Below are 24,974 nucleotides of genomic sequence, written 5' to 3' on the forward strand. Positions count from 1 at the left end.
CGTTTGAATCAAAGTTTACGTATTCGCCTTCGCAACGGTGAAGCAGCGCGTTTAGCGATGCGTTAATTGGGCATAATTACAACTTCCGCGATATTCCTCGTGCCGGGTATTGCGTTGATGTTCAAGACTGTGTCCGGAATTTCGGCGATCGCATTTGCGGTCCTGCTTTTCCTGCAAGTGATCCCGGTGCTCGGGCTCTTCATCTTGATCTTCGGCGGGCCGTACCTGGCCGGCCTCCTCCTGCATGTTTTCCTTGTGGCGTTGGCGGTCGAGAGTTGGCTGCGGCGGATTCCGCGCGCCTTGATCGCAATTCCGCTTGTCGCCTATGGAAGCTATTTCGGACTCTATGTTTATCAAACGATCGATATAGCGCGCGTCTCCGCTGAATTGCGAAAGGCCAATTCGGGCAAGGTCCTCGACTTCAATGCCGAGGTTCACTCACTGGTTACGCCGAACGCGCAGGCATTCGTTAGCAGCCACAAGGTCTCGGCGGCCTATGAGTCCAACGCGAACTTCGAGCCTGAGGGTTACCTTTCCTACCGCCTGATCCGTACTGATCAATGTAAAATTGAAAGGGACAGCCAGAACCGCATTCAGACATGGGGAGCCAGATTCGGGGATAAGGCGATCACCACGGCCTGCTTGCTGCGTTTCCCTGAGAGGCCACCCTATCAGGTGGTCTCCGTGGCCAAGATCGGTGATGAAGAGGTCTGGAAACACAAGGCGGGTATCAGCGCGCAGATCAGCGAATTGACGCTCGATGGCAAAGTCATTGGCGTTTACAGGACGGCCTCGGTATGGCGGCTTCCAGCGTTCCCGGTCCTGATGATCGGATGCTTCCCGATGGCACCGCGATGCGGCGCTGATTTCAATAGGTCGCATGTCACGCTGGATACCATTCCTGACGGCCTCGACCGCGAACGTTTCGATGGCCCCGAAAGTGTCATGCTCGGGATTCCAAAATATTCCTCCGCCGAAATTGCAGAGTTTCGCGGCTATCCCCAGAACGAGCCGACGTTAGCCTGGCTTGTCGATGAGCCAGCGCGCGTCCAGGAGCGCATGTTCTCTTTGCTGAAGGAACTCGCCGAGGGCGGTTATCCGAGGGTACCCGGGGCCATCGGGTTCTCGGTCGCGCGAGACCCTGCGCGCCTTGCGCCTCTTGCCGAAGCCATGGCCAATCGCTTCATCGAACTGAGCAACATCAGACCGTCCAATGCCGACGGACAGGAATACAATTATCGCTACGAGGGGCTGGCGAAAGCCCTGACCGCTGTGCCCGACGACGCCTTCGCAAAGGTCGCTGCACCACTTCATGCGTATTTCGTCGATGGAATGTCCGCATCGTTTCAGCAATTTCCAGAATTGATCGGCCGCATCCAGCGCGCTTCCGGACGACAGACGCCTGACTTCTACGAGACGGATTTCGTGGCGGCGCGGGGCTACCGGCGATTGTTTCCAACGCTTGCGATTTGCCGGATCGGCCGTGCCAGCCCCGCCGTCATTTCCGAAATGCGAGCACGGATTTTACGGGGCAGCGCTGATACTACCTTCGACGTCGACAGCAAATCAGCGCTGATCGTCACGCTTCTCAAACTGGGGCAAGAGTCCTTCGTACGCGAGTACAAGTCGTTTTTCGCGGCCAATGCACCGGCCAATTTCGGGAGTTGGATGGAGGCTGTCTTGTCGGGCAAGGGAGCAACCGAAATTGGCCCGAACAATTGCATGTCGATGGACTGGAATGGCCGGCGAGTGGCCAAGCCTTCCCTGGCTTGGGCCAACGGGGTCTGGTACGTCCGGCCATTGTGACCGCGCGGGATTAGTGACCAAATTACGATCCCGCCAGCGGGCCTGTTTCTGCGACGCACCGCCAAACAGCTGCGGCAGCGCGTCCAGGTACGCCGAGTGTGCACCGCCTCCATCTTTATCTTGCACTGCGGGAAAAAACTTGCACACTCCAGAACCTGCCGGGCAAGCCTCTGGAGTAGCCGACCATGTCACCCCAGACTGTGCCTTCCGAGACCGAGATCCGTGCCAACCGCGTCGAAGACGCGGAGGACGCCCGGCTGCGGACCGATATCAGGCTGCTCGGGCGCATTCTCGGCGATACCGTGCGTGACCAGGAGGGCGCCGACGTCTTCGACCTGGTGGAGCGCATCCGGCAGACCTCGATCCGGTTCCACCGCGACGACGACAAGCCGGCGCGGCGCGAACTCGAACAGATCCTCGACAGCATGTCGATCAGCCAGACCGTGCGGATCGTGCGCGCCTTCAGCTATTTCTCGCATCTGGCCAACATTGCCGAGGACCAGAACAACATCCGCCAGATGCGGGCGCGGACCAGCCCCGGCGGGGCGCCGCGCGCCAGCATGCTGGTCCAAACCCTGGCGCACGCGCGCACGGCCGGCATCAGCGCGGCCGATCTGCGCAAGTTTTTCGAAAGCGCCCAGGTCAGTCCGGTGCTGACCGCCCATCCCACCGAAGTCCGCCGCAAGAGCACGATCGACCGCGAAATGGAGATCGCCGCGCTGCTCGACCGCAAGGAGCGGGTGCAACTGACGCCCGAAGAGATCGAGGCGAGCGACGAGCAATTGCGCCGCGCGGTGCTGACGTTGTGGAAGACCAACCTCTTGCGCCGGACCAAGCTCACGGTGCTCGACGAGGTCGCCAATGGCCTGTCGTTCTACGACTACACGTTCCTGCATGAGGTGCCGCGGCTGCATTGCGCGCTGGAGGACCGGCTGAACGAGGGCGACAGCTCAAGGGGCGAACTGGCATCGTTTCTCAAGATGGGAAGCTGGATCGGCGGCGACCGCGACGGCAATCCCTTCGTGACCGCCGACGTGGTGCGCGGGACACTGAAATTGCAGTCGAGCCGGGTGCTGCGGTTTTATCTGGAGGAATTGCATCTGCTCGGCGCCGAACTGTCGATGGCGGCGCATCTGGCCGATGTTTCCAAGGATTTGCGTGTCCTTGCGGAGCGTTCGCCGGATAAGTCGCCGCACCGAAGCGGCGAGCCCTATCGTCTCGCGGTATCCGGCATCTACGCGCGCCTCACCGCGACCGCGACGCGGCTGGACGTGGAGACCAGACGCCCGGCGGTCGGCGAGGCCGCGGCTTACGCCGATGTTGCGGAGTTCAAGGCCGATCTCGATATCCTCTATCGCTCGTTGATCTCGAACAATTCCGGCGTGATCGCGCGCGGGCGATTGCGCCTGTTGCGCCGGGCCGTGGACTGCTTCGGTTTCCACCTGGCGAGCCTCGATATCAGGCAAAATTCGGCCGTGCACGAACGCACCGTCGCGGAGTTGATCGACGCGGCGATGCCCGGCATGTCCTATCTGGCGTTGAATGAGGAGGCGCGGATCGCCTTGCTCGTCAAGGAGCTCGGCAATGCGCGTCCGCTGACGTCGGCTTTTGTGAAATACAGCGAGGAGACGGTCGGCGAACTCGCGCTTTTCCATGCGGCCGCCGAGGTTCATGCCCGTTACGGTTCCGCGGCTATCCCCCAGTGCATCATCTCCATGTGCAAGGGGGTGTCCGACATGCTGGAGGTCGCGCTGCTTTTGAAGGAAGCCGGCCTCGTTCATCCCTCGGGGCGCTGCGCGATCAACATCGTGCCGCTGTTCGAGACCATCGAGGATCTTCAGGGCTCCAGCGGCATCATGGACCGCATTTTGTCGCTGCACGATTATCGCAAACTGGTCGACAGTCGCGGCGCGATTCAGGAAGTGATGCTCGGCTATTCCGACAGCAACAAGGACGGCGGCTTCGTCACCTCGGGCTGGGAGCTTTACAAGGCTGAAATCGGCCTGATCGAGGTGTTCGAACGCCATCACGTCCGCCTGCGGCTGTTCCACGGCCGCGGCGGATCGGTCGGCCGCGGCGGCGGGCCGAGCTATGATGCGATTATCGCGCAGCCCGGCGGCGCGGTGAATGGCCAGATTCGCATCACCGAGCAGGGCGAGATCATCTCCAGCAAGTATTCCAACGCCGAAGTCGGCCGCAACAATCTCGAAATTCTGACGGCGGCGACGCTGGAGGCGAGTCTGCTGCAGCCGAAGCACAGCGCGCCGCGTCCGGAATATCTGAAGGCGATGGAAGAATTGTCCGCGCTGGCCTTCAGGGCTTATCGCGGGCTGGTTTATGAGACCGAGGGCTTCGCCGACTACTTCTGGGGCTCCACCGTCATCAACGAGATCGCCACGCTCAACATCGGCAGCCGTCCGGCCTCGCGCAAGAAAACCCGTGAGATCGAGGATCTGCGCGCGATTCCATGGGTGTTCAGCTGGGCGCAATGCCGCCTGATGCTGCCGGGCTGGTACGGCTTTGCCAGCGCGGTGGAGACCTGGATCGCGGATCATCCCGAGCAGGGCATGCCGTTCCTGCAGGAACTCTATCGGGAATGGCCATTCTTCCGGATGCTGCTGTCGAACATGGACATGGTGCTGGCCAAGAGCTCGATCGCGATTGCCTCGCGCTATGCCGAACTGGTGCCCGACGTGGAGCTGCGCGAGAAGATCTTCGGGCGCATCCGCGAGGAATGGCACAGCTGCATCGGTCTGTTGCTGAAGATCATGCAGCAGGAGCGATTGCTGCAGAGTAACCCGCTGCTCGAGCGCTCGATCCGCAACCGCTTTCCCTATCTCGACCCGCTGAACCATGTGCAGGTCGAACTGCTCAAGGAGCACCGCGCGCAAAACCCCGACGAGCAGGTGTTGCGCGGGATTCAGATCACCATCAACGGCGTTTCGGCGGGATTGCGCAATAGCGGGTGAGGGGACTCATCTCGCCGTCATTGCGAGCGCAGCGAAGCAATCCATCTCTCCGAGTGTGCGGATGCATGGATTGCTTCGTCGCTTCGCTCCTCGCAATGACGCGGAAGCCTCCTCAGCGCATCACGGCTTCATGGCGCCCTGCGCGCTGGTGTAAACGGCATAGAGCGATGACGAGCCGCAGATGTAGAGCCGGTTGCGCTGCATGCCGCCGAAGCACAGGTTTGCAACCGTCTCCGGGATGTGGATCTTGCCGAGCAGATCGCCGTCAGGCATGTAGCAGCGCACGCCGTCCTCGTTCGGGTCGCCCCAACCCACGGAGCACCAAAGGCGCCCGGCGGTGTCGCAGCGAAGCCCGTCGGTAATGCTGGGCTTGGGCATCTCCGCAAAGACCTTGCTGTTGGAGAGTTTTCCGCCCGCGAGATCCACATCGAACACGCGGATATGCGACGGGTTGTTCGGCCCGTCCGTGAAGCCGGTATCGCAGATGTACAGCTTCTTCTCGTCGGGCGAGAAACAAAGGCCGTTCGGCTGCACGAAGTCATCGACGACCATCTTGATGTCGCCGGATTTCGGATCGACCCGGTAGACGTTCTTCTTGTCCTGCTCGGCATCGGCCTTGATGCCCTCATAAAAGCCGCCGATACCGTAGGCGGGATCGCAGAACCAGATCGAACCATCGGCCGCGACGACCGCGTCGTTCGGCGAGTTCAGCTTCTTGCCATTGTACTTGTCGGCGATGATGGTAATCGAGCCGTCGAGTTCGGTCCGGGTCACCCGTCGGCCGCTATGTTCGCAAGTGATCAGGCGTCCTTCCCGATCGATGGTGTTGCCGTTCGAATTCATCGATGGCTGGCGGTAGACGCTGACGTGACCGTCGTCCTCCGAGAAGCGCATGATGCGGTTGTTGGGAATGTCAGAGAACAGCACGTAGCGGCCGGCGGGGAAGTAAACCGGCCCCTCGGCCCAGCGGAATCCGGTTGCGACGCGCTCTACGGCCATGGTGCCGGCAAAGGCCGGGAAATCGGTAGGCCCGAACGAGACCCCCTTCTTTTTCATCGACTCAAGGCGAGCATCCGGATAGCGGGCCCCGGGTAGCGGACCCAAGGGCAGCGGGCCGGTTGACGGGGTTGGGACCCCCGTTTGGCCTAACGGGGCTACGCTTGCCGCAGAGGCCGCAGTCATGGTCACGGCCGTGGTGGCCAGCACGGTTGCACCGCGCAAGAGCGCACGGCGATTCAGTCCGTTCGTCCTGGCGTCGGTGAAGTGAGGTTGGGGTAGCGGAGTTGTCATTTTTTCCTCCCAGTTTTTCGTTGGAAGGAAATCATGTGCCCGCAATTGGGCATAAAGCAGGCGAGTTTCGTCAAACAACCCTAGGATGACGCGGAAGTAGCGTCCTTCGGAGCCGGGTAAGCTTTGCAGGGTGAGCAAAGCGCCTTTGCCCACCCTGGTTGTTGTGGTTCAGATCGGATCCCAGGTGAAGACGTCCGCGGAGCGATCGAGCTTGGAGAATGATCCCTTCAGCGCCGGCATGCCATGCTCGGCGATGGTCTGTGGCGTCCAGCCTTCGCTGCGGTGAACCGAGCGCACCGGACGATGCTGGCCGAACAGGAAGATTTCGTTCATGCGCACACCAAAAATCTGCCCGGTCACGTCCTTGGCGTCGTCGCTGAGCAGATGCGCGCAGACCGGCGCGATCTTCTCCGGGCCCATCTGCTTGATCTTCTCGACGCGCGCCTTCTCGGCGTCGGTCTCGGTCGGGATGGTGCCGATCATGCGGGTCCAGGCGAACGGCGAGACGCAGTTCGAGCGGACGTTGAAGCGGCCCATGTCGAGCGCGATCGACTTCGAGAGTCCGACGATACCGAGCTTGGCGGCGGCGTAATTGGCCTGGCCGAAATTGCCGATCAGGCCCGAGGTCGAGGTGAAGTGCACGAAGGAGCCGCTCTCCTGTTCGCGGAACAGCCGTGCCGCGGCATGGCTGACATAGAACGAGCCCATCAGATGCACCTTGATGACGGATTCGAAGGCTTCGACGCTCATTTTATGGAAAATCATGTCGCGCAGGATGCCGGCATTGTTGACCACGCCGTCGAGCCGGCCGAAATGATCGGTCGCCGTCTTCACGATCTTGCTCGCGGGGATCGCTTCCGCCACCGACTCGAAATTGGCGACCGCCGTGCCGCCGCGCTTCTTGATTTCTTCCACCACTTCCTCGGCGGGAGCCGCGCTGTTGCCCGCACCGTCGGCGGCAACGCCGGGATCGTTGACCACGACTTTTGCCCCTTCGGCGGCGCAGAGCAGGGCGATTTCCCTGCCGATGCCGCGGCCCGCGCCGGTGACGATGATGACTTTGTCTTGCAGCGATTTTGACATTTGGAGTCTCCTGTTGTTGTCGGTCATTCCGGGATGGTGCGAAGCGCCAGACCACGGGTGCGCAATTGCGCACCGGGGAATCTCGAGATTCCGGGTTCGCGCTTTGCGCGCCCCGGAATGACGGATCGTTACTTCTCGTTCGTAAAAATGATCGTGCCCGACGCCGCGAACATGCCGCCGACGCCGTGGCACACCGATATCCTGGCGTCCTTGACCTGCGCCGGCGCGATGCCGCGCATTTGCCGCACGCTCTCCTGCAGCGCGTACATGCCGTACATGCCCGAATGCATGTAGCTCAGGCCGCCGCCATTGGTGTTGAGCGGCAGCTTGCCGCCGGGGCGCGTGTTGCCCTCGGCGATGAACTTGCCGGTTTCTTCGTGCGGCATGAAGCCGAGATCGCCGAGGCCGAACAGCGGCAGATGCGCGAAGGCGTCGTAGATCATGAGGTGATCGACGTCCTTGTGGGCGATGCCGGCCTCCTGGAACGCCATCGGGCCCGCGACCTTGAACGCGCGCGAGGAGTTGAAGGTCTCCATCTGGCTGACCATCGGCGTTTCAACGCTCTCGCCGGTGCCGAGGATATAGACGGGCTTCTGCGGAAAATCCTTGGCGCGGTCGGCCGAAGTGAGGATCAGCGCGCCGCCGCCGTCGGTCACGAGGCAGCATTGCAGGATGCGGAACGGATAAGCGATCATCTTCGAGTTCAGCACGTCCTCGACCGTGATCGGCGCCTTCATGGTGGCGCGCGGATTCTTCGCGGCCCATTCGCGCTGCACCACCGCGACCATGGCGATCTGCTCATGGGTGATGCCGTAGGTCTTCATGTAGCGCAGCACGGGAATCGGAAACATGCTGGGCGGGCCGAACACGCCGAACGGCGATTCGAACTGGCCGTTGAGGCTGTCCGGTGGCGTCGAGCGCGGCAGTTTGCCGATCATCGACTTGCCGCTCTCGGCGTGCGTGATCAGGACGGTCTTGCAAAGGCCCGCCTCGATCGCGGCAGCGGCGTGGCGTACATGCAGCATGAATGAACAGCCGCCGACGGAAGTACCGTCGACCCAGGTCGGCTTGATGCCGAGATAATGGGCGATCTGCTGCGGGGTTTCCACCGCCGTGGCGATGCCGTCGATGTCGGACAGTTTCAGTCCGGCATCGGCGATGGCGTTGAGCGCCGCATCCGCGTGCAGCTGGATCTGCGACATGTTCGGGATGACGCCGAGTTCGGTGGTCTCGGCAGCGCCGACGACGGCGACCTGGTTTCTGCGCATGGTGCTTAGCCCTTCGCCGGACGGAACTGGGGAAGGGTGATCTTGTCGTCGAGTTTTTCGAAAGCGACCTCGAGCTTCATGTCGAGCTCGAGCGCTTCCGGCGTCTGCGGACAATCGATGATGTTGCTCATCATGCGCGGACCTTCGTCGAGTTCGACGACGGCGATCGCGTAAGGTGGCGTAAAGCCGGGCGCGGCGGGGCGATGGTTGATGACGTAGCTGTAAAGCCTGGCCTTGCCGCTCGCCTTGAACACGCTGACCTTGCGCGAGGCGCAGGACGGGCAGAACGGGCGCGGCGGGAAATAGACGTTGGCGCAGGCGTCGCAGCGCTGCAGACGCAATTCGCCGGCCGCTGTACCGTCCCAGAAATGCTGGGTTTCCGGGGTCGGCTTCGGTTTGGCGCGCGCTGGCTCTGCCATATCAGGCATTCCTCCCTGGGGCGGGCACGAGCCCGCCTGTTTCAATCTTGATGCGACATTTGACCATTCCGCGTCAACGGTCCAGCCGTGCCGCCGCATGGCCGCATTCCCCAAGCCAAGGGAGCGTGGAGGGCGCTTGTATGCCAGTGATTTCCCGCGCTAGGGTGTTGCTGATTGCGCCGCACGGAATGAGCGCGATGACGGAGACGATGTGCGAACGATTCGAATAGGATCCGGTGCCGGCTATTCGGGCGATCGCATCGAGCCCGCGGTCGAACTCGCCGAAAAGGGCGACATCCAGTACCTGGTGTTCGAGTGCCTCGGCGAGCGCACGGTAGCATTGGCGCAGCAGGCGCGCATGAAAAACCCCGACAGCGGCTACGATCCGCTGCTCGAAGAGCGGATGCGGGCTGTGCTGCCGGCCTGTGCGGCCAAAGGTATCAAGATCGTCACCAATATGGGCGCGGCCAATCCGGAAGCTGCCGCACGCCGGACCGCCGAGATAGCGAAGTTGCTTGGGCTGTCCTCGCTGAAGATCGCCGCCATCGTCGGTGACGACGTGCTCGATGCCTGCAAGGACGGCGATCTGCCGATCATGGAATTCGATGGCACCATCAAGCAGCTCGGCAACCGCTTGCTGTCGGCCAATGCCTATCTCGGCGCCGAGCCGATGGCAGAGGCGCTGGCGTCAGGCGCAGATATCGTCATCACCGGGCGGGCTTCCGATCCGGCGCTGTTCCTGGCGCCGATGATCCATGCCTTCGGCTGGGCGATGGACGACTGGAATCTTCTCGGGCAGGGCACCGTCGCCGGGCATCTGCTGGAATGCGCGGGGCAGATCACCGGCGGCTATTTTGCCGACCCCGGTTACAAGGATGTTCCGGAGCTGGCGCGGCTCGGTTTTCCGATCGGCGAAGTCGGCGAAGACGGCAGCCTCGTCATCACCAAGGTTGCGGGTTCCGGTGGCGCCGTAACGGCGCGGACCTGCAAGGAGCAGTTGCTCTACGAGGTGCACGATCCCCGGCAGTATTTCCAGCCGGACGTGGTCGCGGATTTTTCGCAAGTGACCGTCGAGGAGATCGGGCCCGATCGTGTGCGCGTCCGCGGCGGCCGAGGTCACCAGCGAACTGAGACGCTGAAAGTCTCGGTCGGCTATGTCGACAGCTATATCGGTGAAGGGCAGATTTCCTACGCCGGCCCCGGGGCGCTGGCGCGCGGCCGGCTCGCGCTGGAGATCGTGCGCGAACGGCTGAAACTGACCGGCGTCGAATCCAGCGAACTGCGGTTCGAACTGGTCGGCGTCGATTCCCTGCACGGCGCGGAAGTCTCTACCCGCGCGAATGAGCCCTATGAAGTGCGCGTTCGGGTCGCGGGGCGCACGGAAAATCTCCGCGAGGCGGTCAGGATCGGCAATGAGGTCGAAACGCTCTATACCAACGGCCCGGCTGCCGGGGGCGGCGCCTGGAAATCGGCGCGTGATGTGGTCGCGGTGGCGTCGGTGCTGTTGCCGCGCGATCTGGCGAAGCCGCAAGTTCGTTTCGTGGGGGCATAAGGTGAAGCTGCGCGAGATCGCCCATTCCCGTACCGGCGACAAGGGCAATACGTCGAATATTTCCGTCATCGCCTATGATGCGAAGCATTATCCGCTGCTGCGCGAGCAGGTCACCAGCGAACGGGTGAAGGCGCATTTCGCTGGGGTCGTTGAAGGCGAAGTGGTTCGCTACGAGCTGCCTAATCTGTCGGCCTTGAATTTCGTGATGACGCAGGCGCTCGGCGGCGGCGTCACCCGTTCGCTGGCGCTGGATGCCCACGGAAAATCGTTGAGCTCGGCACTGCTCGATCTCGACATTGAGCCAGGATCGGACGACAAGTAGCGAAGCGAAGAGAAGCAGCGAGAGAAACTCATGCCGAACATAACAACACTTGCCTCACTCGCCGCCGATCTCGATAGCGGAGCGACCTCCGCCCGCAAGCTGGTCGAGGAATGTCTCGCCAAAATCGCCGACGCCTCGGGTGAGGGATCGCGCGCGTTCATCCATGTAGACAAGGAAGGCGCCCTGGGCGCGGCGGACGCGATGGACCGGCTGCGCAAGGCGCACGCGGTGCCGTCGCCGTTTGCCGGCATCCCGGTCTCGATCAAGGATCTCTTTGACGTCAAGGGGCAGGTGACCCGCGCCGGCTCGCGGGCGCTCGAGGAAGACTGCACGCCGGCGGAGGCTGACGCGCCCGTGGTGGCGCGGTTGCGCCGGGCCGGCTTCATCGTGATCGGCCGCACCAACATGACCGAGTTCGCCTATTCCGGCATCGGCATCAATCCGCATTACGGTACGCCGAAGAGCACCTGGAACCGCAGCGTTGGCCACGTGCCCGGTGGCTCATCCTCCGGTGCGGCGGTCTCGGTCGCGGACGGCATGGCCCACGGCGCGCTCGGCACCGACACCGGCGGCTCCTGCCGGATTCCAGCGGCCTTCAACGGCATCGTCGGCTTCAAACCGACGCAGCGCCGCGTGCCGCTCGACGGCGGCGTGCCGCTGTCGTCCTCGCTCGACAGTTTTGGGCCGCTGGCGCGCACGGTGCAGTGCTGCGCGACGATGGACGCCGTGCTGGCCGACGAGGCTGAGCTGCCGGTGTTGCAGCCGCGTCCCGTCAGGGGCATGCGGCTTGCGGTACCGACCACGGTGGCGCTCGATGACCTCGATGACGACGTTGCAACAACGTTCGAGCGCGCATTGGAAACGCTGTCGCGCCAGGGCGCGCTAATCGAACGGATCGAGGTGCCGGAATTCCTCGACGTCGGCGCGATGAACGCCAAGGGCGGCTTTGCGGCATCCGAAAGCTATGCGTGGCACCGCTATCTGATCGTCAGCAAAGGCGATGTCTACGATCCCCGCGTTCACGTCCGCATCCTGCGCGGTGAGGGCATGAGTGCGGCCGACTATATCGATCTGCTCGGCGCGCGAAAATCGTTCATCGCGCACACCGAGGCGCGCATCGCGCCGTATGACGCGCTGGTCATGCCGACCACGGCCAACACCCCGCCGAAAATTGCCGACCTCGCCGATGACAAGGCATTCGCGACGCAGAACCTGCGCGCGCTGCGCAATTGCACGCTGATCAACATGCTCGACGGCTGCGCGATCTCGCTGCCCGCGCATCGCGAAGGCGAGGTGCCGGTCGGGCTCATGCTCGCGGGAGCGGGCGGAAGAGATCGCTGCATCTTTGAACTTGCGGCCGGAATGGAGAATGTCATCCGTGGTTGATCTTACCTTTACTGTTCAAGACAAGGGCGCGCCGACGCCGCTGACGCTGGCGATCGATCAGGCCGTGATTGCCGGCTGGACCGGGCGCGATCCGGTGGCGCGCGACAAGCACATTGCCGAGTTGGAAGCGATCGGCATCGCGCGGCCGGCCTCGACGCCGATCTACTACCGTGTCTCCGCGTGCCGGATCACCACCACTGGCAGCATCGAAGTCAGCGGCGGCGATTCCAGCGGCGAAGTCGAGTTCGTGCTGATCGGCTGGCAGGGCCGTATCCTTGTCGGCTGCGGCTCCGACCATACCGATCGCAAGGTGGAAGCCTACAGCGTCACGGTTTCCAAACAGATGTGCGACAAGCCGATGGCCTCCACGCTGTGGGAGCTCGAGGACGTCATCGGCCACTGGGACCAGATGATCCTGCGCTCCTGGGCTGTCATCGGCGGCGAGCGGGTGCTGTACCAGGAAGGCACGCTCGATGGCATGCTGCCGGTGAACGACCTGATCAAGCGCGGCTTCGGCGGCAAGGGATTGCCGGACGGCTGCGCCATGTTCGGCGGCACCTTTGCCGCCAAGGGCGGCATCCGCCCGGCGAGCCGGTTCGAGTTCGAACTGGAAGACCCGGTGCTGAAGCGCAAGATCGGCCACGGCTATGACGTGATTGCGTTGCCGGTGTTGGGCTGATTTGTCGTCCCGGCCTTGAGCCGGGACCATACCGCGTGATCTGTCGATAAGGCACGACGGCAGAGACCTTTCGCAACATTCCCGCCGGTGGCTATGGGTCCCGGCCTTCGCCGGGACGACGCTTGACGGAAATCGGGTGGCGCACCGCTACCGGTCTTGCGAAACTGCCCGGCATGAAAGCCATCGCAAAAACCACCGATCGCCACGCCTCCCCCGACGTCGCCGCCCGCGTCGAGGCCGTCGACTGGACGCAGGTGACCGCCGATCTCGACGGGCAGGGCAGCGCCGTGCTGAAAGGGCTGCTGTCGCCCGACGAGTGCCTGGCGATCGCCGCGCTGTATCCTGACGACAGCCAATTCCGCAGCCGCATCGTGATGGGACGTCACGGTTTTGGACGCGGCGAATACAAATATTTTTCCTATCCGCTGCCCGACCTGATCGCGGAACTTCGTCCGGCGCTATATGCGCGGCTGTGCGGCATTGCCAATCGCTGGAACCAGACGATGGGCATCGATATCCGCTATCCGCTGGCTCATCAGGCGTTCCTGAAACGCTGCCATGACGCGGGGCAAATTCGGCCGACGCCACTGCTGCTGCAATATGGGCCCGGCGACTACAACTGCCTGCATCAGGACCTCTATGGCGAGCATGTGTTCCCGCTGCAGGTTGCGATCCTGCTCTCGGAGCCGGGGCGCGATTTCACCGGCGGCGAATTCGTCCTGACCGAGCAGCGGCCGCGGATGCAGTCGCGGCCCGAGGTGGTGCCGCTCACACAAGGCGACGCGGTGGCATTTGCTGTGCATCACCGCCCGGTGCAGGGGACGCGCGGGTTCTATCGCGTTAATCTGCGCCATGGCGTCAGCCAGATCCGGTCTGGCCACCGTCATACCGTCGGCGTGATCTTTCACGACGCCAAGTAGTTCACCACGCCATGTGAGTGCGAAGCGAATTGACTGCAGATTTGTTCGACGCCATCGCCGATGTGCAGCCGTCGCGGGAAGCGATGGCCGACGGCGCGGTGTTGCTGCGCGGTTTCGCGCTGCGCTTTGAAGCCGATCTGATTCCGGCGCTGCGCGGGATCGTGGCAGAGGCGCCGTTTCGTCATATGTCGACGCCAGGCGGCCATCAGATGTCGGTGGCGATGACCAATTGCGGCAATGCCGGATGGGTCACCGATCGCACCGGTTATCGCTATGACGGCGTCGATCCGGAGTCCGGGCGGCCATGGCCCAAGATGCCCGTGGTGTTTCGCGAACTGGCCGCGGAAGCGGCGACTGAGGGCGGCTTCGAACACTTTTCACCGGATGCCTGCCTGATCAACCGCTACGAACCCGGCGCCCGGATGTCGCTGCATCAGGACAGGGACGAGCAGGATTTTGCCGCGCCGATCGTCTCGGTGTCGCTGGGGTTGCCGGCGATCTTCCTGTTCGGCGGGTTGAGGCGCAGCGACAAGCTGGCCCGGTTTCGGCTGGCGCATGGCGACGTCGTGGTCTGGGGCGGGCCGTCGCGGCTGTTCTTTCACGGCGTGGCGCCGCTGGCCGACGGCGAACACGCCGCCACGGGCCGCCAGCGCATCAATCTGACTTTTCGAAAAGCGCGCTGACGCCGGCTTCCCATCGAAGTTTCGTATGGTCTATGCTCTCCGCCGGGCGGGGAGCGAAATATGACGACCATTGAGGCGAAAGCCGGCAGCGGCGCGGGCGCCAGCCGCACCGGCATCTATCTGGCCGTGCTGCAACTGATTTTCACGCTGGGCTGGACCACTTACGTCATCTATCTGCCGAAGCTCGCAGCCCAGGTCGGGATCGCACCTGGCATGGTGATCTTCATCCTGATGCTCGATCAGGCGATCTTCACGATCACCGACACCGCGATGGGAATTGCGGCCGACAAGATCGCACCCTTTATCGGCCGGCTCGGTGTTTTCGTCGGCATCCTGACCGCGATCTCCTGCGCGGCGTTCGTGGCGTTGCCATTCGTGGCCGGGACAGGTCCGGGCGCGCAAGCCTGGTTCATCGTGCTGATCGTGATCTGGGTCGTGACGTCGTCGGCGTTGCGTGCACCGCCGCTGACGTTGCTCGGCAAGCATCGCGCGCGGTCACAGGTGCCGTTGCTGGCGGCGCTGGCGATGCTGGGTTACGGCCTGGCCGGCGCGATCTCGCCCTATCTCGGCACGGTGCTGCGCAACCATGATCCGCGGCTGCCGTTCCTGATCTCCGGGCTGGTTCTGCTGCTCACCACGCTGGCGCTGTCGAAGGTCGAGCGTGACGCTGCGGCGCAAGCGCCTGCCCCGAGCGAGACGGCTGTCCCAGCCAAAGCGTTCGGCACGATCCCGATGTTCTTCATCGCGTCGATGGTGATCCTGTCGCTCGGCTATCAACTGCACTTCAGCCTCAACAGTTCGTCGTTCTTCCTGCGTTTCACGACCCAAGATCAGTTGCAGTGGCTGCTGCCGGTGTTCTGGATCGGCTTCAACATCGCGATGTTCCCGGCGAGCGTCGTGGTCAAGCACCGCGGCGGTTTGATCGTGATGGGCGCGGCCGGCCTGTTCGGCGCGTTGGCGGTGCTCGCCGCCGAGCTGTCAGGCAGCCTCAACATCCTTATTGTCGCGCAGTTCGTGGCGGGTGCGGCATGGGGTTGCATGCTGATGAGCGCGGTATCGGCGGCGCTGGCGATCGGCGACACCGGCGCCGAGGGCAAGGTGATCGGGCTGATGTTTTCAGCGCTCGCACTGGCGACCTTTGCGCGGATGGCGGCGGTCGCCGGCGGCCTGCAAAAGCTGCCGGAATACGCGCCACTGTTGCACTGGGCGCCGGTCGCCTGCTGGGCGGTCGCGGGAGCGGGCCTGTTGGCGATCGCGGCTTCGCGGGTACAGCGCAGTATGCAGGAGCGGCAGATTTAACTACGGCTTCGCTGGATGGATGAACGTCCACGGGCTGACTTCCGAATCCGTCGGCACCTCCACTGAAATCACGTAAGGCCCGCCATCGGCCAGCGCCTTTTCCAGCGCCGCGCGGAAATGATCGGGCGAGGTGACGCGCGCGGCACCGACGCCGAAGGATTCCGCGAGCTTGACGAAATCCGGATTGACCAGATCGGACGCCACCACGCGGCCGTCGAAGCGTTCGCGCTGGTCGCGCCGTACATTGCCGTAGGCGTTGTTGTTGAAGACCAGCGTCACCACGCCGATCTTGAACTGCACGGCGGTCGACAGCTCCTGCACGCCGAACATGAAGCCGCCGTCGCCCGTGATCGCGACCACCGGGCGGTCGGGATGCGCGACCTTGGCGCCGAGCGCGGTCGGGAATCCCGAACCGAGCGTGCCCTGGTAGCCCGAGGTAATGAAGGTACGCGGCTCGTAGATCGGAAAACCGTACCAGGAGGCGAAGCCGACCTGCGACAGCTCGTCGGTGACGATGGCATTCGCCGGCAGCACCTCGCGCAGAATGTTCAGATACGCCATCTGCGGCTGAACCTTCTGGATCTCCTGATGCGCCGCGGCGGTGGCTTCGCGGATAGCGGAACGCCTTCCGCTGGCCCTGCTGTAACCGGCTTTCTTCACCGCGGCGACCAGATCGGCGGTGCCGGCCTTGGCGTCGGCGACCACGGCGGCGTCCGGTGTCAGCCGCCGCATTTCCGACGGATCGATATCGATACGGATGGATCTCAGCCCGGCCGGCTGGAATGGCCATCGGAATCCCGAAGCCGGCAATTCCATGCGCGTCCCGATTCCGATCATCAAATCGGTCTGCGGCCACAGCTTGTAGGCCGCCGCCATCGTCAGCCCGAGTTCATGCGCGTTGGAGACGATGCCGCGGCCGCTGCGGAACGCCACCACAGGCGCATCGATCATTTCGGCGAGTTCGAGGATTTCCTCGCGCGCGTGGATCGCGCCGCTGCCGACAAAGATCATCGGCCGCTTGCTGCCGGATACCAGCGCCGCCGCCGCTTTGATACGGTCAGGATCAGGCTGCGGGGCCGGGAAGAGATCGAACGGTTCTGAACTGCCGACCTGCGCGCGCTGCGTAAATACGTCCCAGGGCATTTCGAGCGACACCGGGCCGCGGCGTCCCGACTGCATTTCCTGGAACGCGCGCGAAACCTTCGCGGGCGCGTCGTCGGGATACTCGATTCTGTCAGCCCATTTGACGAAGGTGCGCAGCGTTGCGAGCTGGTCCGGCATCTCGTGCAGATGCCCGCGGCCCTTGCCGAGAAACGCCGTCGGCACCTGACCGGTCAGGCACAGCACCGGCTCGTTACAACCGAACGCCGTGAGCAGCGCCGCACTGGCGTTGAGCACGCCGGGGCCGGGGACCACGCTGAACACGCCGGGTCGGCCGCTGGCGCGTGCATAGCCAAAAGCCATGTAGCCGCAGGCCTGCTCGTGCCGAGCGCCGATCACTTTCAACTGTGCCTGATGGAAGGCGTCGAACAGTCCGTAGATCTGCGCGCCGGGCAGGCCGAACACGGTATCGACGCCGTGCGCGACGAGGCCGTTGACGATCGCTTCGCCGCCGGATGTTGAAGTCATGTCACTGTTCCATCATTGCAAGGATTGATCAGGCTTCGTCGGCAACGCCGTTGCGCAAGATTCCGACGCCTTCGGCTTCGACCTCGATGACGTCGCCGGGCTTGAGGTAGCGCGGCGGGTCGAACCGTGCACCGGCCCCCGTCGGCGTTCCCGTCACGATGACGTCGCCGGGCACCAGCGTCGTGAAGGTCGAGATATAATTGAGGAGATAGCGGAAGCCGAAGATCAGCCGCGAGGTGCGGTCGTCCTGCCGGGTCTCGCCGTTGACCCTTGTGGTCAGGCGGATATCCGCAATTTGTGCTTCACTGGTGTAGGGAACCAGCCATGGGCCGAGACTGCCGGTGGAATCAAAATTCTTGCCCTGCGTGACATTGAACTTGGCATGCCGCACCCAGTCGCGGATCGTGCCTTCATTGCACAGCGTCACGGCGGCGATGTGATCCAGCGCGTCGCTCTCTTTGATGTGGCGGCCGGCCTTGCCGATCACCAGCACCAGTTCGCCCTCGTAATCTAGCTGCGCCGACGCGCGCGGACGCACCAGCGGCGCGTTGTGGCCGACAAAGGAGCGCGGCGTGCGCATGAACATGCTGGGGAACTTCGGCTCGTCCTGGCCGTCCTTGTATTCGGCGTTGCGGTCCGGATAGTTCACGCCGATGCAGATGATCTTTTCCGGCGCCGGGATCGGCGGCTGCCATGTGATGGCGTCGAGCGCATGGTCCGGCGAGCACTTTGCGGCGTCCTCGACCAATTTCATCAGCGCACCGGCGGCGATGGCTTCACGCAGCGTCGGATATTCTTGTCCGAAGCGCGCGGAGAGATCGACGATGCCGGTGTCGGTGACGGCGCCGTATCTGGTGGCGCCGCCGATCGAATAGGTCGCGAGGCGAGGTGAGGTCATCTGGGCGTCCTAATCCGCGATCGTGACATCGGCGACAAAGGCCGGTTCGCGCACCGCCTGCCCCGTGAACGGCGAGCCCTGCTCGAACCACGAGCGCGGCGCCGGTGCACCCCACAGCGTTTGCCGGCGCGGGTCCTTCAGCGACCAGCGCAGCGGCTCATGGTCGTGATCGCCGGTAAAATAGTCGCTGGTGTAGAGTTCGAGCCGATGGCCGTCGGGGTCGCGGATATAGAGGAAGAACGCGTTCGAAATGCCGTGGCGGCCGGGGCCGCGCTCGATGTTCTTCAAGAAGCCGCTGGACGCCATCACATCGCAGAGATGCAGCACGTTCATCGCCGTCGGCACCCAGTAAGCAAAATGGTGCAGGCGAGGGCCCTTGCCGTTGGTAATCGCAAAATCGTGCACGTTGCCCTTGCGGTGCATCCAGGCTGCGGCGATGCGGCCGTTCGGCCCATCCTCCTCGCCATATTCGGTCAGGCGAAAGCCGAGCCTTGCATAGAAATCGACGGTGCCTTGAACTTCGGCTGCGAAGACGTTGAAGTGATCGAGCCGCTGCGGATGACACCCCTTGTAGAGGTCGTAGCGCCGCAGCAGATGCGGGCGCTTCTCCATCGTCGCATAGAGTTCGATCTGGAAGCCGAAGGGGTCGGTGAACTGCAGCGTGCGGCCCTGGAACGGCTGCTCGGCGAAGGCATAGGTGATGCCGTTCTCGGAGAAGAAGCTGGCGGCCTTGTCGAGATCGCCGTCATTGCCGACCTTGAAGCCAAGCCGGTTGCAGGCCGCCGCCTGTGCCTTGCGCAGCACCAGAGAGTGATGCTGATGCTCCTCGGCGCCGCGCAAATAGACCGCCTTGTCGTCACGGTCCTCGACATGGAGGCCGACGGTCTTTTCGTAGAAGTCGCTGCTGGCGTTCAAATCCGTCACGTCGAGCACGGCGTGGCTGCAGCGGATGATATTGAACGGCGGATCGAAGATATGTGTAGGTACCGGCATGGCGTTTCCCTGATTGGCTTCGTTATTCCGGGGCGCGAAGCGAACTATGATGTGCAATTGCACATCTGAGAATCTCGAGATTCCGGGTTCGATGCCTCGCATCGCCCCGGAATGACGGTGATCCCTAAATCCCCAGTCTCTGTATCTTGTGCGTCCCGCGCGCCAGCGAGACGTGTTTGGTTTCCATGTAGAAGTCGAACGAATAATCGCCGCCGTCGCGGCCGATGCCTGACGATTTCATGCCGCCGAACGGGGTCGGCAGATGGCGCACGTTCTCGGAGTTGAGCCAGATCATGCCGGCTTCCAGCGCATCGGCGACGCGCAGCGCGCGGCCCATGTCGCCGGTCCAGACATAGCCGGTGAGGCCGTACTGTACGCCGTTGGCGATTTCGATCGCGTCCTTCTCATCCTTGAACGGAATCACGGTCAGGAACGGCCCGAACACTTCTTCCTGCGCGACACGCATTTTTGAATGCGCACCTGTGACCAGCGTCGGCTGGACATAATGCCCGCCGCCAGGTCCGTCATGCGGCTTGCCGCCAACCGCGATGGTCGCGCCATCCTTCTGCGCGACCTCGAAATAGCTGCAGACTTTTGCAAGATGCCGCTCGTGGATCAGCGGGCCGATCTCGGTGACGGGATCGAGGGGATGGCCGACCTTCAGCGCTTTCACCCGAGCCGTGAGCTTCTCGATAAACTTTTCCGCGATGCCTTGCTGGACCAAGAGCCGGCTCGACGAGGTGCAGCGCTCGCCATTGAGCGAGTAGATCATGAACACGACCGCATCGAGCGCGCGGTCCAGATCCGCGTCGTCGAACACGATCACGGGGTTCTTGCCGCCGAGCTCGAAGTGCACGCGCTTCAACGTCGGCGCTCCCTGCGCCATGATCGCCGAGCCCGTCGAACTCTCGCCGACAAAGCCGATCGCCTTGATCGCGGGATGCTCGGTCAGCGCCTTGCCGGCCTCCTCGCCGATGCCATGCACGGTGTTGAGCACGCCATCGGGCACGCCGGCCTGTTTTACAAGCTTTGCAAGGAGGTCAGCCGTCACCGGCGACCATTCCGCGGGCTTGTGCACGACGGTGCAGCCGGCGGCGAGCGCGGGCGCGATCTTCCAGGTCGACAGCATGAACGGCGTGTTCCACGGCGTGATGACGCCGACCGGGCCGATCGGCACCCTCGTCGAGATGTTCCAGTGCTCCTCGCTCGGCGTGCTGAGCCCGTCGCGCGCTTCAGCGCATTTATCGGCAAAGAAGCGGAAATTCTCTGCGGCGCGGATCGCCGCCTTGGCCATGAAGCGATGGGCCTGCCCGGTATCGATGCATTCGAGCACGGCGATATCGTCGGCGCGGGCTTCGATGGCGTCCGCTACGCGATGCAGCAGCTTCTTGCGCGTCGTCGCCGGCATGTCGCGCCAGGATTTGAACGCCTGCGACGCCGCCGTGGCGGCGCGGTCGATATCATCAGGCTTGCCACGCGCAACGGAGGCCAGCACCGCGCCATCGACCGGCGATTTGGTCTCGAACGTTTGCCCTGAGATCGACGGCACCACCTTGCCGTCGATCATGTGGCCGATGCCCTCGTCCTTCAGTTTCGCGAGCAGGGGAGCTGCGCGGTCGCGATTGGCCTGAAACACGTCTTTCGGGGTGACCTTATCCATTGACCGTCTCCACCTTCAAAGCTTCGTGGATGTTGTTGCGTTTCCAGCTGGTTTCCTTGTCGTTGATCTGCATGTCGAACGACAACGCGAATTTTGTCTCTGTGAATACCGGATCGAGATAGGTGGAGAGCGCCTTGAAGATGTGCTCGCCGGCCTTCTTCCGGGTGGCGAGGTCGCGGCCTTCGCCGAGCCGCAGCACCATGTCGAGAAAGCCGTAATTGTGCCTGTTGTCGGCGATCGCGTAGTGCTCGCATTTGATTGCGCGGACACGTATGCCGCCGAGCGGGAAGATGCCGGTTTCAACGGCGGCCTTGCGCACCAGTTCCACCACCGCACCCATATCGACGCGTGCATTGAGATTGGCAGAGTATTCGATCGTGAAATGCGGCATGTCTGTACTCCAGCAGTTCCCGTTTCAGTATCAAGCGAAGTAGCAGCTCACCGAGCCGTAGGGACCATAGTCGGCCTGGATCGTGTCGCCTTTGCGGGTTTCGATCGGGCGAATGAATGATCCCGCCAGCACCACTTGGCCCGCTTCCAGCGCCAGGCCGTTGGGCGCGATCTTGTTGGCGAGCCAGGCCACGGAGGTTGCGGGATGGTTGAGCACGCCGGCGGCTAGTCCGGTCTCTTCCAGCTGGCCGTTGCGAAAGCACAGCGCGCCGATCCAGCGCAGATCGGCATCCATCGGGCGGATCGGCCGGCCGCCGAGCACGATGCCGGCGTTTGCAGCGTTGTCGGCGATGGTGTCGAAGATCTTTCGCGTCGCTTTGGTTTGCGGATCGACCCGTTCGACGCGTGTGTCCAGAATTTCCAGCGCCGGCACCACGAAATCGGTGGCGTTAAGCACGTCGAACATCGTGCAGTCAGGGCCCGAAAGCCGCGTTTTCATCACGAACGCCAGTTCGGCCTCGACGCGGGTCGCGATGAAGCGGTCCGACGGTACCAGACCGCCGTCGGCGAAGAACATGTCGTCGAGCAGGATGCCGGAATCCGGCTCGTTGATATTGAGCGCGCTCTGCATCGCTTTCGAGGTCAGGCCGATCTTGTGGCCTTTGACAATGTGGCCCTGCGCGATCTTCATGTCGACCCACGCCTTCTGGATGGCGTAGGCGTCGGCGATCGTGATGCCGGGGTGCTCGAGCGAAATCTGCCGGATCTGCGTGCGGGTCTTTTCCGCATGGTCCAGCCGCTCGGCTGCGGCGCGAATCTGGTCGTTGGAAAGGGCCATATGCTCTCAGCAAAAAGATGGTGCCGGCAGATGATTAACATGTTAAGTGAAATCGATCAAACCGAATTAGCGCTTGCTGCACCGCAAAACTTTATTCCCTTTGATCAGCATTACGGATGGCGGACGATTGGCGAATGGCACGGAAGAAATCGCAGACGGAATCCAACACGGAAACGACCGAGACGACGCGGCGCGCGCCGATGCGCGACTTCTCGCGTTCGCTGCCGATGTCGCTGCTGCGCGCCCGCGAAGCCGTGATGCGACAGTTCCGCCCCTCCTTGCGCAATCACGGCCTGACCGAACAGCAATGGCGGATCCTGCGCGCGCTCACGACCGTGGATGCCATTGAAGTCACCGAACTGGCGCGTGTCGCGTTTCTGCTGGGACCAAGCCTGTCGCGCATCCTGCGCGACCTCGAAGCGCGCCAGTTGATCGAGCGCCGCACAGCCAAGGCCGATCTGCGCCGCGCCGTGGTGTCGATATCAGCCAAGGGATTGAAACTGATCGAGGCGGTGGCGCCGACCTCGGAAGCGATCTACGCCGAAATCACCAGCCGATATGGCGCGCGCAAGCTTGCCGAACTGCAGGACATGCTGGGCGTGCTGGAACGCAGCCTCGTGGCCATGGAAGTGGCAGGCGAGGAAAGCGGCGAGATCGAGGAGTGAGCACAAATTTGCATGATGCTACCGGCGCCACGCATAGCGGCCGGGCAAATGATTGCAATCATTGCCCGAATGCGACTGAGGCCATAGACACGCACGCCATTTTTCGCTCAAAGTGTAGTCAAGCTGGTCGTGAAAACCGGCGCGGGAGCTAGCGGTTTCGTCGCGGGATGATGCGGCTGGACCGAAAGGCGAAGAACAGGCTGAACTCCAGACATGGTCACGATCCAAGTCAGCAATTTGATCGATTTCGTTGCCGAGGTCTTTTCCCGTTCGGAATCCTCCGCCGAAGAAGCAAGGCGCATCGCGACCTACCTGACGACAGCCAATCTCACTGGCCATGACAGCCACGGCGTGATCCGGGTGCCGCTCTATGTCAGCTGGAAGAAAACGGGAAGGGTGGTTCCCGATCAGACCGTCGAAGTCATGGTTGATACGCCTTCGCTTGCTGTCGTCGATGGCAAGTTCGGGTACGGACAGACCGTGACGCCGCAGGCGGTGCGGATCGGCATCGAGAAATGCAAGAAGGCGGGGCTGGCCGCGATCGCGCTGCGCAACGCCGGCCATATCGGCCGCGTCGGCGACTGGGCGGAGATGGCCGCGGCCGAAGGCCTGGTTTCGGTGCATTTCGTCAACGCCGCCGGCTCGCTGCTGGTTGCGCCCTATGGCGGCGTCGAGAAGCGGCTTTCGACCGCGCCCTATTGCGTCGGCATTCCGCGAAAGGGCCAGGATCCGATCGTGCTCGATTTTGCGACCTCGGTCGTCGCCGAAGGCAAGGTGCTGGTCGCGAGCCGCGGCGGCAAGAAATTGCCTGAGGGTGCGTTGGTCGATGCCGACGGCACGCTGAGTGAAGACCCGGCGGTGCTGTATGGGCCGCACAGCGCGGAAGGCCCGCGCGATCACACCAAGGGCACCGGCGCGATCCGGGCGTTCGGCGAACACAAGGGTTCGGGGCTCGCCTTCATCTGCGAACTGCTCGGCGGCGCATTGACCGGCACTGGTGCTACTTCGGGGGACCGGCAATTCGCCAACGGCATGCTCGCGATCTATGTCGACCCCAAAGTGATCGACACCAGCAATTTCTTCGACGGCGAAATCTCGCGCTATGTCGACTTCATCCGGGCCACCAAGCCGATCTCAGGCGTTGACGCCGTGCTGATCCCCGGCGATCCCGAGAAGAAAATGCGTGCCGACCGCACCAGGAACGGTGTGCCGCTGCCGGACGATACCTGGGCAGCGATCGTCAATACCGCCCGCGAGGTCGGCGTCAGCGAGGTCAGTATCCAGAAGGCCGTGAGCTAGGCGGCATCAAAATCCAAACCGGTTGTAACGATCACAAAAGGAAACGCGATCAATGACTACAAACAACGTCAAGAAAGTCTGGGCTTCGGGCAAGGCCGTCGTCAACGCCTGGCTGGCCATCCCGTCAGGGTTTTCGGCCGAAGTGATCGCGCAATGCGGCTTCGACAGCGTCACCGTGGATATGCAGCACGGCGTGCAGGACTATCAGTCGATGGTGCAGTGTTTCCAGGCGATGAACGGTCACCCGGTGACGCCGATGGTCCGCGTTCCCTGGAACGAGCCCGGCATCATCGGCAAGGTGCTCGACGGCGGCGCCTATGGCGTGATCTGCCCTATGATCAATACACCTGAGGAAGCGAAGAACCTGGTTCAGTACGCGAAGTATCCGCCGAAGGGCACGCGCTCCAACGGGCCGATCCGCTCCGGCATGTACGGTTCCGCCGGCACCTATCAGCAGACCGCCAATGATGAAATCGTGCTGCTGCCGATGATGGAGACCAAGACCGCGGTCGAGAACATGGAAGCGATCCTCGATGTCGAGGGCATCAACGGCGTCTATATCGGCCCCTCCGATCTCGGCTTCTCCTATGGCCTGGTGCCGAAGCTCGACCGCGAGGAGCCGGAAATCCTCAAGATCTACGAGAAGATCATCAAGGAATGCGGCAAGCGCGGTCTGCACGCTGGCATCCACTGCTCGGGCGCAGAAGGCGCCGTCCGCGCGATCAACATGGGTTTCAAGCTGGTGACGCTGTCGAACGAGAGCGGCCTGATGATGACCTACGCCAAGATGCAGGTGAACCAGACCCGCAAGGATTCAGCCGGCAAGGCGTAAGCTCTGGTGTTCCGGACGCGGTGCAGCGTTGCTTTAGCGGTGCATCGCAGAGCCGGGACCGATTTGTTGTGGTAAGACATGGGCCCCGGATCAC

Annotated in this window: 22 protein-coding genes; 12 read left to right on the forward strand and 10 right to left on the reverse strand. The window is 63.0% G+C overall.

Annotation, left to right across the window (positions count from 1 at the left end):
• Positions 1-117: 117 nt before the first annotated feature.
• Both ABIE49_RS33775 and ppc read left to right on the forward strand, forming a co-directional pair.
• A complete protein-coding gene (locus tag ABIE49_RS33775; protein WP_192737325.1) occupies positions 118-1,806 on the forward strand; it encodes a hypothetical protein in 1,689 nt (562 codons plus the stop codon).
• Positions 1,807-1,991: 185 nt separating this feature from the next.
• Entirely contained in the window at positions 1,992-4,775 is a 2,784-nt protein-coding gene (gene ppc, locus ABIE49_RS33780; RefSeq protein WP_192737326.1) for a phosphoenolpyruvate carboxylase, read from the forward strand.
• A 120-nt stretch (positions 4,776-4,895) separates the two neighbouring features.
• On the opposite strand, the gene ABIE49_RS33785 is transcribed toward ppc, so the two are convergent.
• The 4 genes from ABIE49_RS33785 to ABIE49_RS33800 form a co-directional block, all read right to left on the reverse strand.
• The gene (locus ABIE49_RS33785) at positions 4,896-5,831 is read right to left on the reverse strand and encodes an SMP-30/gluconolactonase/LRE family protein (protein ID WP_210337354.1); all 936 of its coding nucleotides are present in this window, start codon (positions 5,829-5,831) and stop codon (positions 4,896-4,898) included.
• Between the two features lie 402 nt (positions 5,832-6,233).
• Entirely contained in the window at positions 6,234-7,148 is a 915-nt protein-coding gene (locus tag ABIE49_RS33790; protein ID WP_192737327.1) for an SDR family oxidoreductase, read from the reverse strand.
• 128 nt (positions 7,149-7,276) lie between these two features.
• Positions 7,277-8,416: a thiolase C-terminal domain-containing protein gene (locus ABIE49_RS33795; protein WP_192737328.1), complete on the reverse strand. Its 1,140-nt coding sequence runs from the start codon at positions 8,414-8,416 to the stop codon at positions 7,277-7,279.
• A gap of 5 nt (positions 8,417-8,421) precedes the next feature.
• Positions 8,422-8,835, reverse strand: a complete 414-nt coding sequence (locus tag ABIE49_RS33800; protein WP_192737329.1) for a Zn-ribbon domain-containing OB-fold protein — start codon at positions 8,833-8,835, stop codon at positions 8,422-8,424.
• Positions 8,836-9,046: 211 nt separating this feature from the next.
• Here ABIE49_RS33800 and ABIE49_RS33805 point away from each other — a divergent pair, with 211 nt between their 5' ends.
• The 7 genes from ABIE49_RS33805 to ABIE49_RS33835 all read left to right on the forward strand — a co-directional run bounded on the left by ABIE49_RS33805 (position 9,047) and on the right by ABIE49_RS33835 (position 15,676).
• Positions 9,047-10,387 carry an acyclic terpene utilization AtuA family protein gene (locus ABIE49_RS33805; protein WP_192737330.1) on the forward strand — a complete coding sequence of 447 codons (1,341 nt, stop codon included), beginning with the start codon at positions 9,047-9,049 and terminating at the stop codon, positions 10,385-10,387.
• 1 nt (position 10,388) lies between these two features.
• Positions 10,389-10,709, forward strand: a complete 321-nt coding sequence (locus ABIE49_RS33810; protein ID WP_192737331.1) for an AtuA-related protein — start codon at positions 10,389-10,391, stop codon at positions 10,707-10,709.
• Positions 10,710-10,739: 30 nt separating this feature from the next.
• Positions 10,740-12,095, forward strand: a complete 1,356-nt coding sequence (locus tag ABIE49_RS33815; RefSeq protein WP_192737332.1) for an amidase — start codon at positions 10,740-10,742, stop codon at positions 12,093-12,095.
• Positions 12,088-12,774, forward strand: coding sequence for a DUF2848 domain-containing protein (locus ABIE49_RS33820; protein WP_192737446.1), 687 nt, complete (start codon positions 12,088-12,090; stop codon positions 12,772-12,774). The genes ABIE49_RS33815 and ABIE49_RS33820 overlap by 8 nt, the downstream gene beginning before the upstream one ends.
• 173 nt (positions 12,775-12,947) lie before the next feature.
• Positions 12,948-13,694, forward strand: coding sequence for a 2OG-Fe(II) oxygenase (locus ABIE49_RS33825; RefSeq protein ID WP_192737447.1), 747 nt, complete (start codon positions 12,948-12,950; stop codon positions 13,692-13,694).
• A 29-nt stretch (positions 13,695-13,723) separates the two neighbouring features.
• Entirely contained in the window at positions 13,724-14,377 is a 654-nt protein-coding gene (alkB, locus tag ABIE49_RS33830) for a DNA oxidative demethylase AlkB (RefSeq protein ID WP_192737333.1), read from the forward strand.
• 60 nt (positions 14,378-14,437) lie between these two features.
• A complete protein-coding gene (locus ABIE49_RS33835; protein WP_192737334.1) occupies positions 14,438-15,676 on the forward strand; it encodes an MFS transporter in 1,239 nt (412 codons plus the stop codon).
• Here ABIE49_RS33835 and ABIE49_RS33840 read toward each other — a convergent pair whose 3' ends face one another.
• From ABIE49_RS33840 to hpaH, 6 genes are all read right to left on the reverse strand, one after another.
• On the reverse strand, positions 15,677-17,305 hold the full coding sequence (locus ABIE49_RS33840) for a thiamine pyrophosphate-dependent enzyme (RefSeq protein WP_192737335.1): 1,629 nt from the start codon (positions 17,303-17,305) through the stop codon (positions 15,677-15,679).
• A gap of 28 nt (positions 17,306-17,333) precedes the next feature.
• Positions 17,334-18,203, reverse strand: a complete 870-nt coding sequence (locus ABIE49_RS33845) for a fumarylacetoacetate hydrolase family protein (RefSeq protein WP_192737336.1) — start codon at positions 18,201-18,203, stop codon at positions 17,334-17,336.
• A gap of 9 nt (positions 18,204-18,212) precedes the next feature.
• Positions 18,213-19,196, reverse strand: a complete 984-nt coding sequence (gene hpaD / locus ABIE49_RS33850; RefSeq protein ID WP_192737337.1) for a 3,4-dihydroxyphenylacetate 2,3-dioxygenase — start codon at positions 19,194-19,196, stop codon at positions 18,213-18,215.
• A 124-nt stretch (positions 19,197-19,320) separates the two neighbouring features.
• Positions 19,321-20,856, reverse strand: coding sequence for a 5-carboxymethyl-2-hydroxymuconate semialdehyde dehydrogenase (gene hpaE / locus ABIE49_RS33855; protein ID WP_192737338.1), 1,536 nt, complete (start codon positions 20,854-20,856; stop codon positions 19,321-19,323).
• Positions 20,849-21,247, reverse strand: a complete 399-nt coding sequence (locus tag ABIE49_RS33860; protein ID WP_192737339.1) for a 5-carboxymethyl-2-hydroxymuconate Delta-isomerase — start codon at positions 21,245-21,247, stop codon at positions 20,849-20,851. Before ABIE49_RS33860 ends, hpaE begins: the two co-directional genes overlap by 8 nt.
• A gap of 30 nt (positions 21,248-21,277) precedes the next feature.
• Positions 21,278-22,084: a 2-oxo-hept-4-ene-1,7-dioate hydratase gene (gene hpaH / locus ABIE49_RS33865; RefSeq protein ID WP_192737340.1), complete on the reverse strand. Its 807-nt coding sequence runs from the start codon at positions 22,082-22,084 to the stop codon at positions 21,278-21,280.
• A gap of 134 nt (positions 22,085-22,218) precedes the next feature.
• Here hpaH and hpaR point away from each other — a divergent pair, with 134 nt between their 5' ends.
• From hpaR to ABIE49_RS33880, 3 genes are all read left to right on the forward strand, one after another.
• Complete coding sequence (gene hpaR / locus ABIE49_RS33870; protein WP_192737341.1) at positions 22,219-22,749, forward strand: homoprotocatechuate degradation operon regulator HpaR; 531 nt, start codon at positions 22,219-22,221, stop codon at positions 22,747-22,749.
• Between the two features lie 213 nt (positions 22,750-22,962).
• Positions 22,963-24,048, forward strand: a complete 1,086-nt coding sequence (locus tag ABIE49_RS33875; protein ID WP_192737342.1) for a malate/lactate/ureidoglycolate dehydrogenase — start codon at positions 22,963-22,965, stop codon at positions 24,046-24,048.
• A gap of 52 nt (positions 24,049-24,100) precedes the next feature.
• A complete protein-coding gene (locus ABIE49_RS33880; RefSeq protein ID WP_192737343.1) occupies positions 24,101-24,880 on the forward strand; it encodes an HpcH/HpaI aldolase family protein in 780 nt (259 codons plus the stop codon).
• The last annotated feature ends 94 nt before the right edge of the window (positions 24,881-24,974 follow it).

It is taken from the genome of Bradyrhizobium sp. OAE829 (assembly GCF_040546575.1).
Lineage (GTDB): Bacteria > Pseudomonadota > Alphaproteobacteria > Rhizobiales > Xanthobacteraceae > Bradyrhizobium.

Bases quoted from the DNA above. Each gene is read 5' to 3' on its own strand.
- ABIE49_RS33800 (WP_192737329.1), bottom strand. From the start codon at position 8,835: ATGGCAGAGCCAGCGCGCGCCAAACCGAAGCCGACCCCGGAAACCCAG.
- ABIE49_RS33880 (WP_192737343.1), top strand. From the start codon at position 24,101: ATGACTACAAACAACGTCAAGAAAGTCTGGGCTTCGGGCAAGGCCGTC.
- ppc (WP_192737326.1), top strand. From the start codon at position 1,992: ATGTCACCCCAGACTGTGCCTTCCGAGACCGAGATCCGTGCCAACCGC.
- ABIE49_RS33825 (WP_192737447.1), top strand. From the start codon at position 12,948: ATGAAAGCCATCGCAAAAACCACCGATCGCCACGCCTCCCCCGACGTC.
- ABIE49_RS33860 (WP_192737339.1), bottom strand. From the start codon at position 21,247: ATGCCGCATTTCACGATCGAATACTCTGCCAATCTCAATGCACGCGTC.
- ABIE49_RS33840 (WP_192737335.1), bottom strand. From the start codon at position 17,305: ATGACTTCAACATCCGGCGGCGAAGCGATCGTCAACGGCCTCGTCGCG.
- ABIE49_RS33795 (WP_192737328.1), bottom strand. From the start codon at position 8,416: ATGCGCAGAAACCAGGTCGCCGTCGTCGGCGCTGCCGAGACCACCGAA.
- ABIE49_RS33815 (WP_192737332.1), top strand. From the start codon at position 10,740: ATGCCGAACATAACAACACTTGCCTCACTCGCCGCCGATCTCGATAGC.
- hpaE (WP_192737338.1), bottom strand. From the start codon at position 20,856: ATGGATAAGGTCACCCCGAAAGACGTGTTTCAGGCCAATCGCGACCGC.
- ABIE49_RS33835 (WP_192737334.1), top strand. From the start codon at position 14,438: ATGACGACCATTGAGGCGAAAGCCGGCAGCGGCGCGGGCGCCAGCCGC.
- ABIE49_RS33875 (WP_192737342.1), top strand. From the start codon at position 22,963: ATGGTCACGATCCAAGTCAGCAATTTGATCGATTTCGTTGCCGAGGTC.
- ABIE49_RS33785 (WP_210337354.1), bottom strand. From the start codon at position 5,831: ATGAAAAAGAAGGGGGTCTCGTTCGGGCCTACCGATTTCCCGGCCTTT.
- hpaH (WP_192737340.1), bottom strand. From the start codon at position 22,084: ATGGCCCTTTCCAACGACCAGATTCGCGCCGCAGCCGAGCGGCTGGAC.
- ABIE49_RS33845 (WP_192737336.1), bottom strand. From the start codon at position 18,203: ATGACCTCACCTCGCCTCGCGACCTATTCGATCGGCGGCGCCACCAGA.
- hpaD (WP_192737337.1), bottom strand. From the start codon at position 19,196: ATGCCGGTACCTACACATATCTTCGATCCGCCGTTCAATATCATCCGC.
- ABIE49_RS33775 (WP_192737325.1), top strand. From the start codon at position 118: ATGTTCAAGACTGTGTCCGGAATTTCGGCGATCGCATTTGCGGTCCTG.
- hpaR (WP_192737341.1), top strand. From the start codon at position 22,219: ATGGCACGGAAGAAATCGCAGACGGAATCCAACACGGAAACGACCGAG.
- ABIE49_RS33790 (WP_192737327.1), bottom strand. From the start codon at position 7,148: ATGTCAAAATCGCTGCAAGACAAAGTCATCATCGTCACCGGCGCGGGC.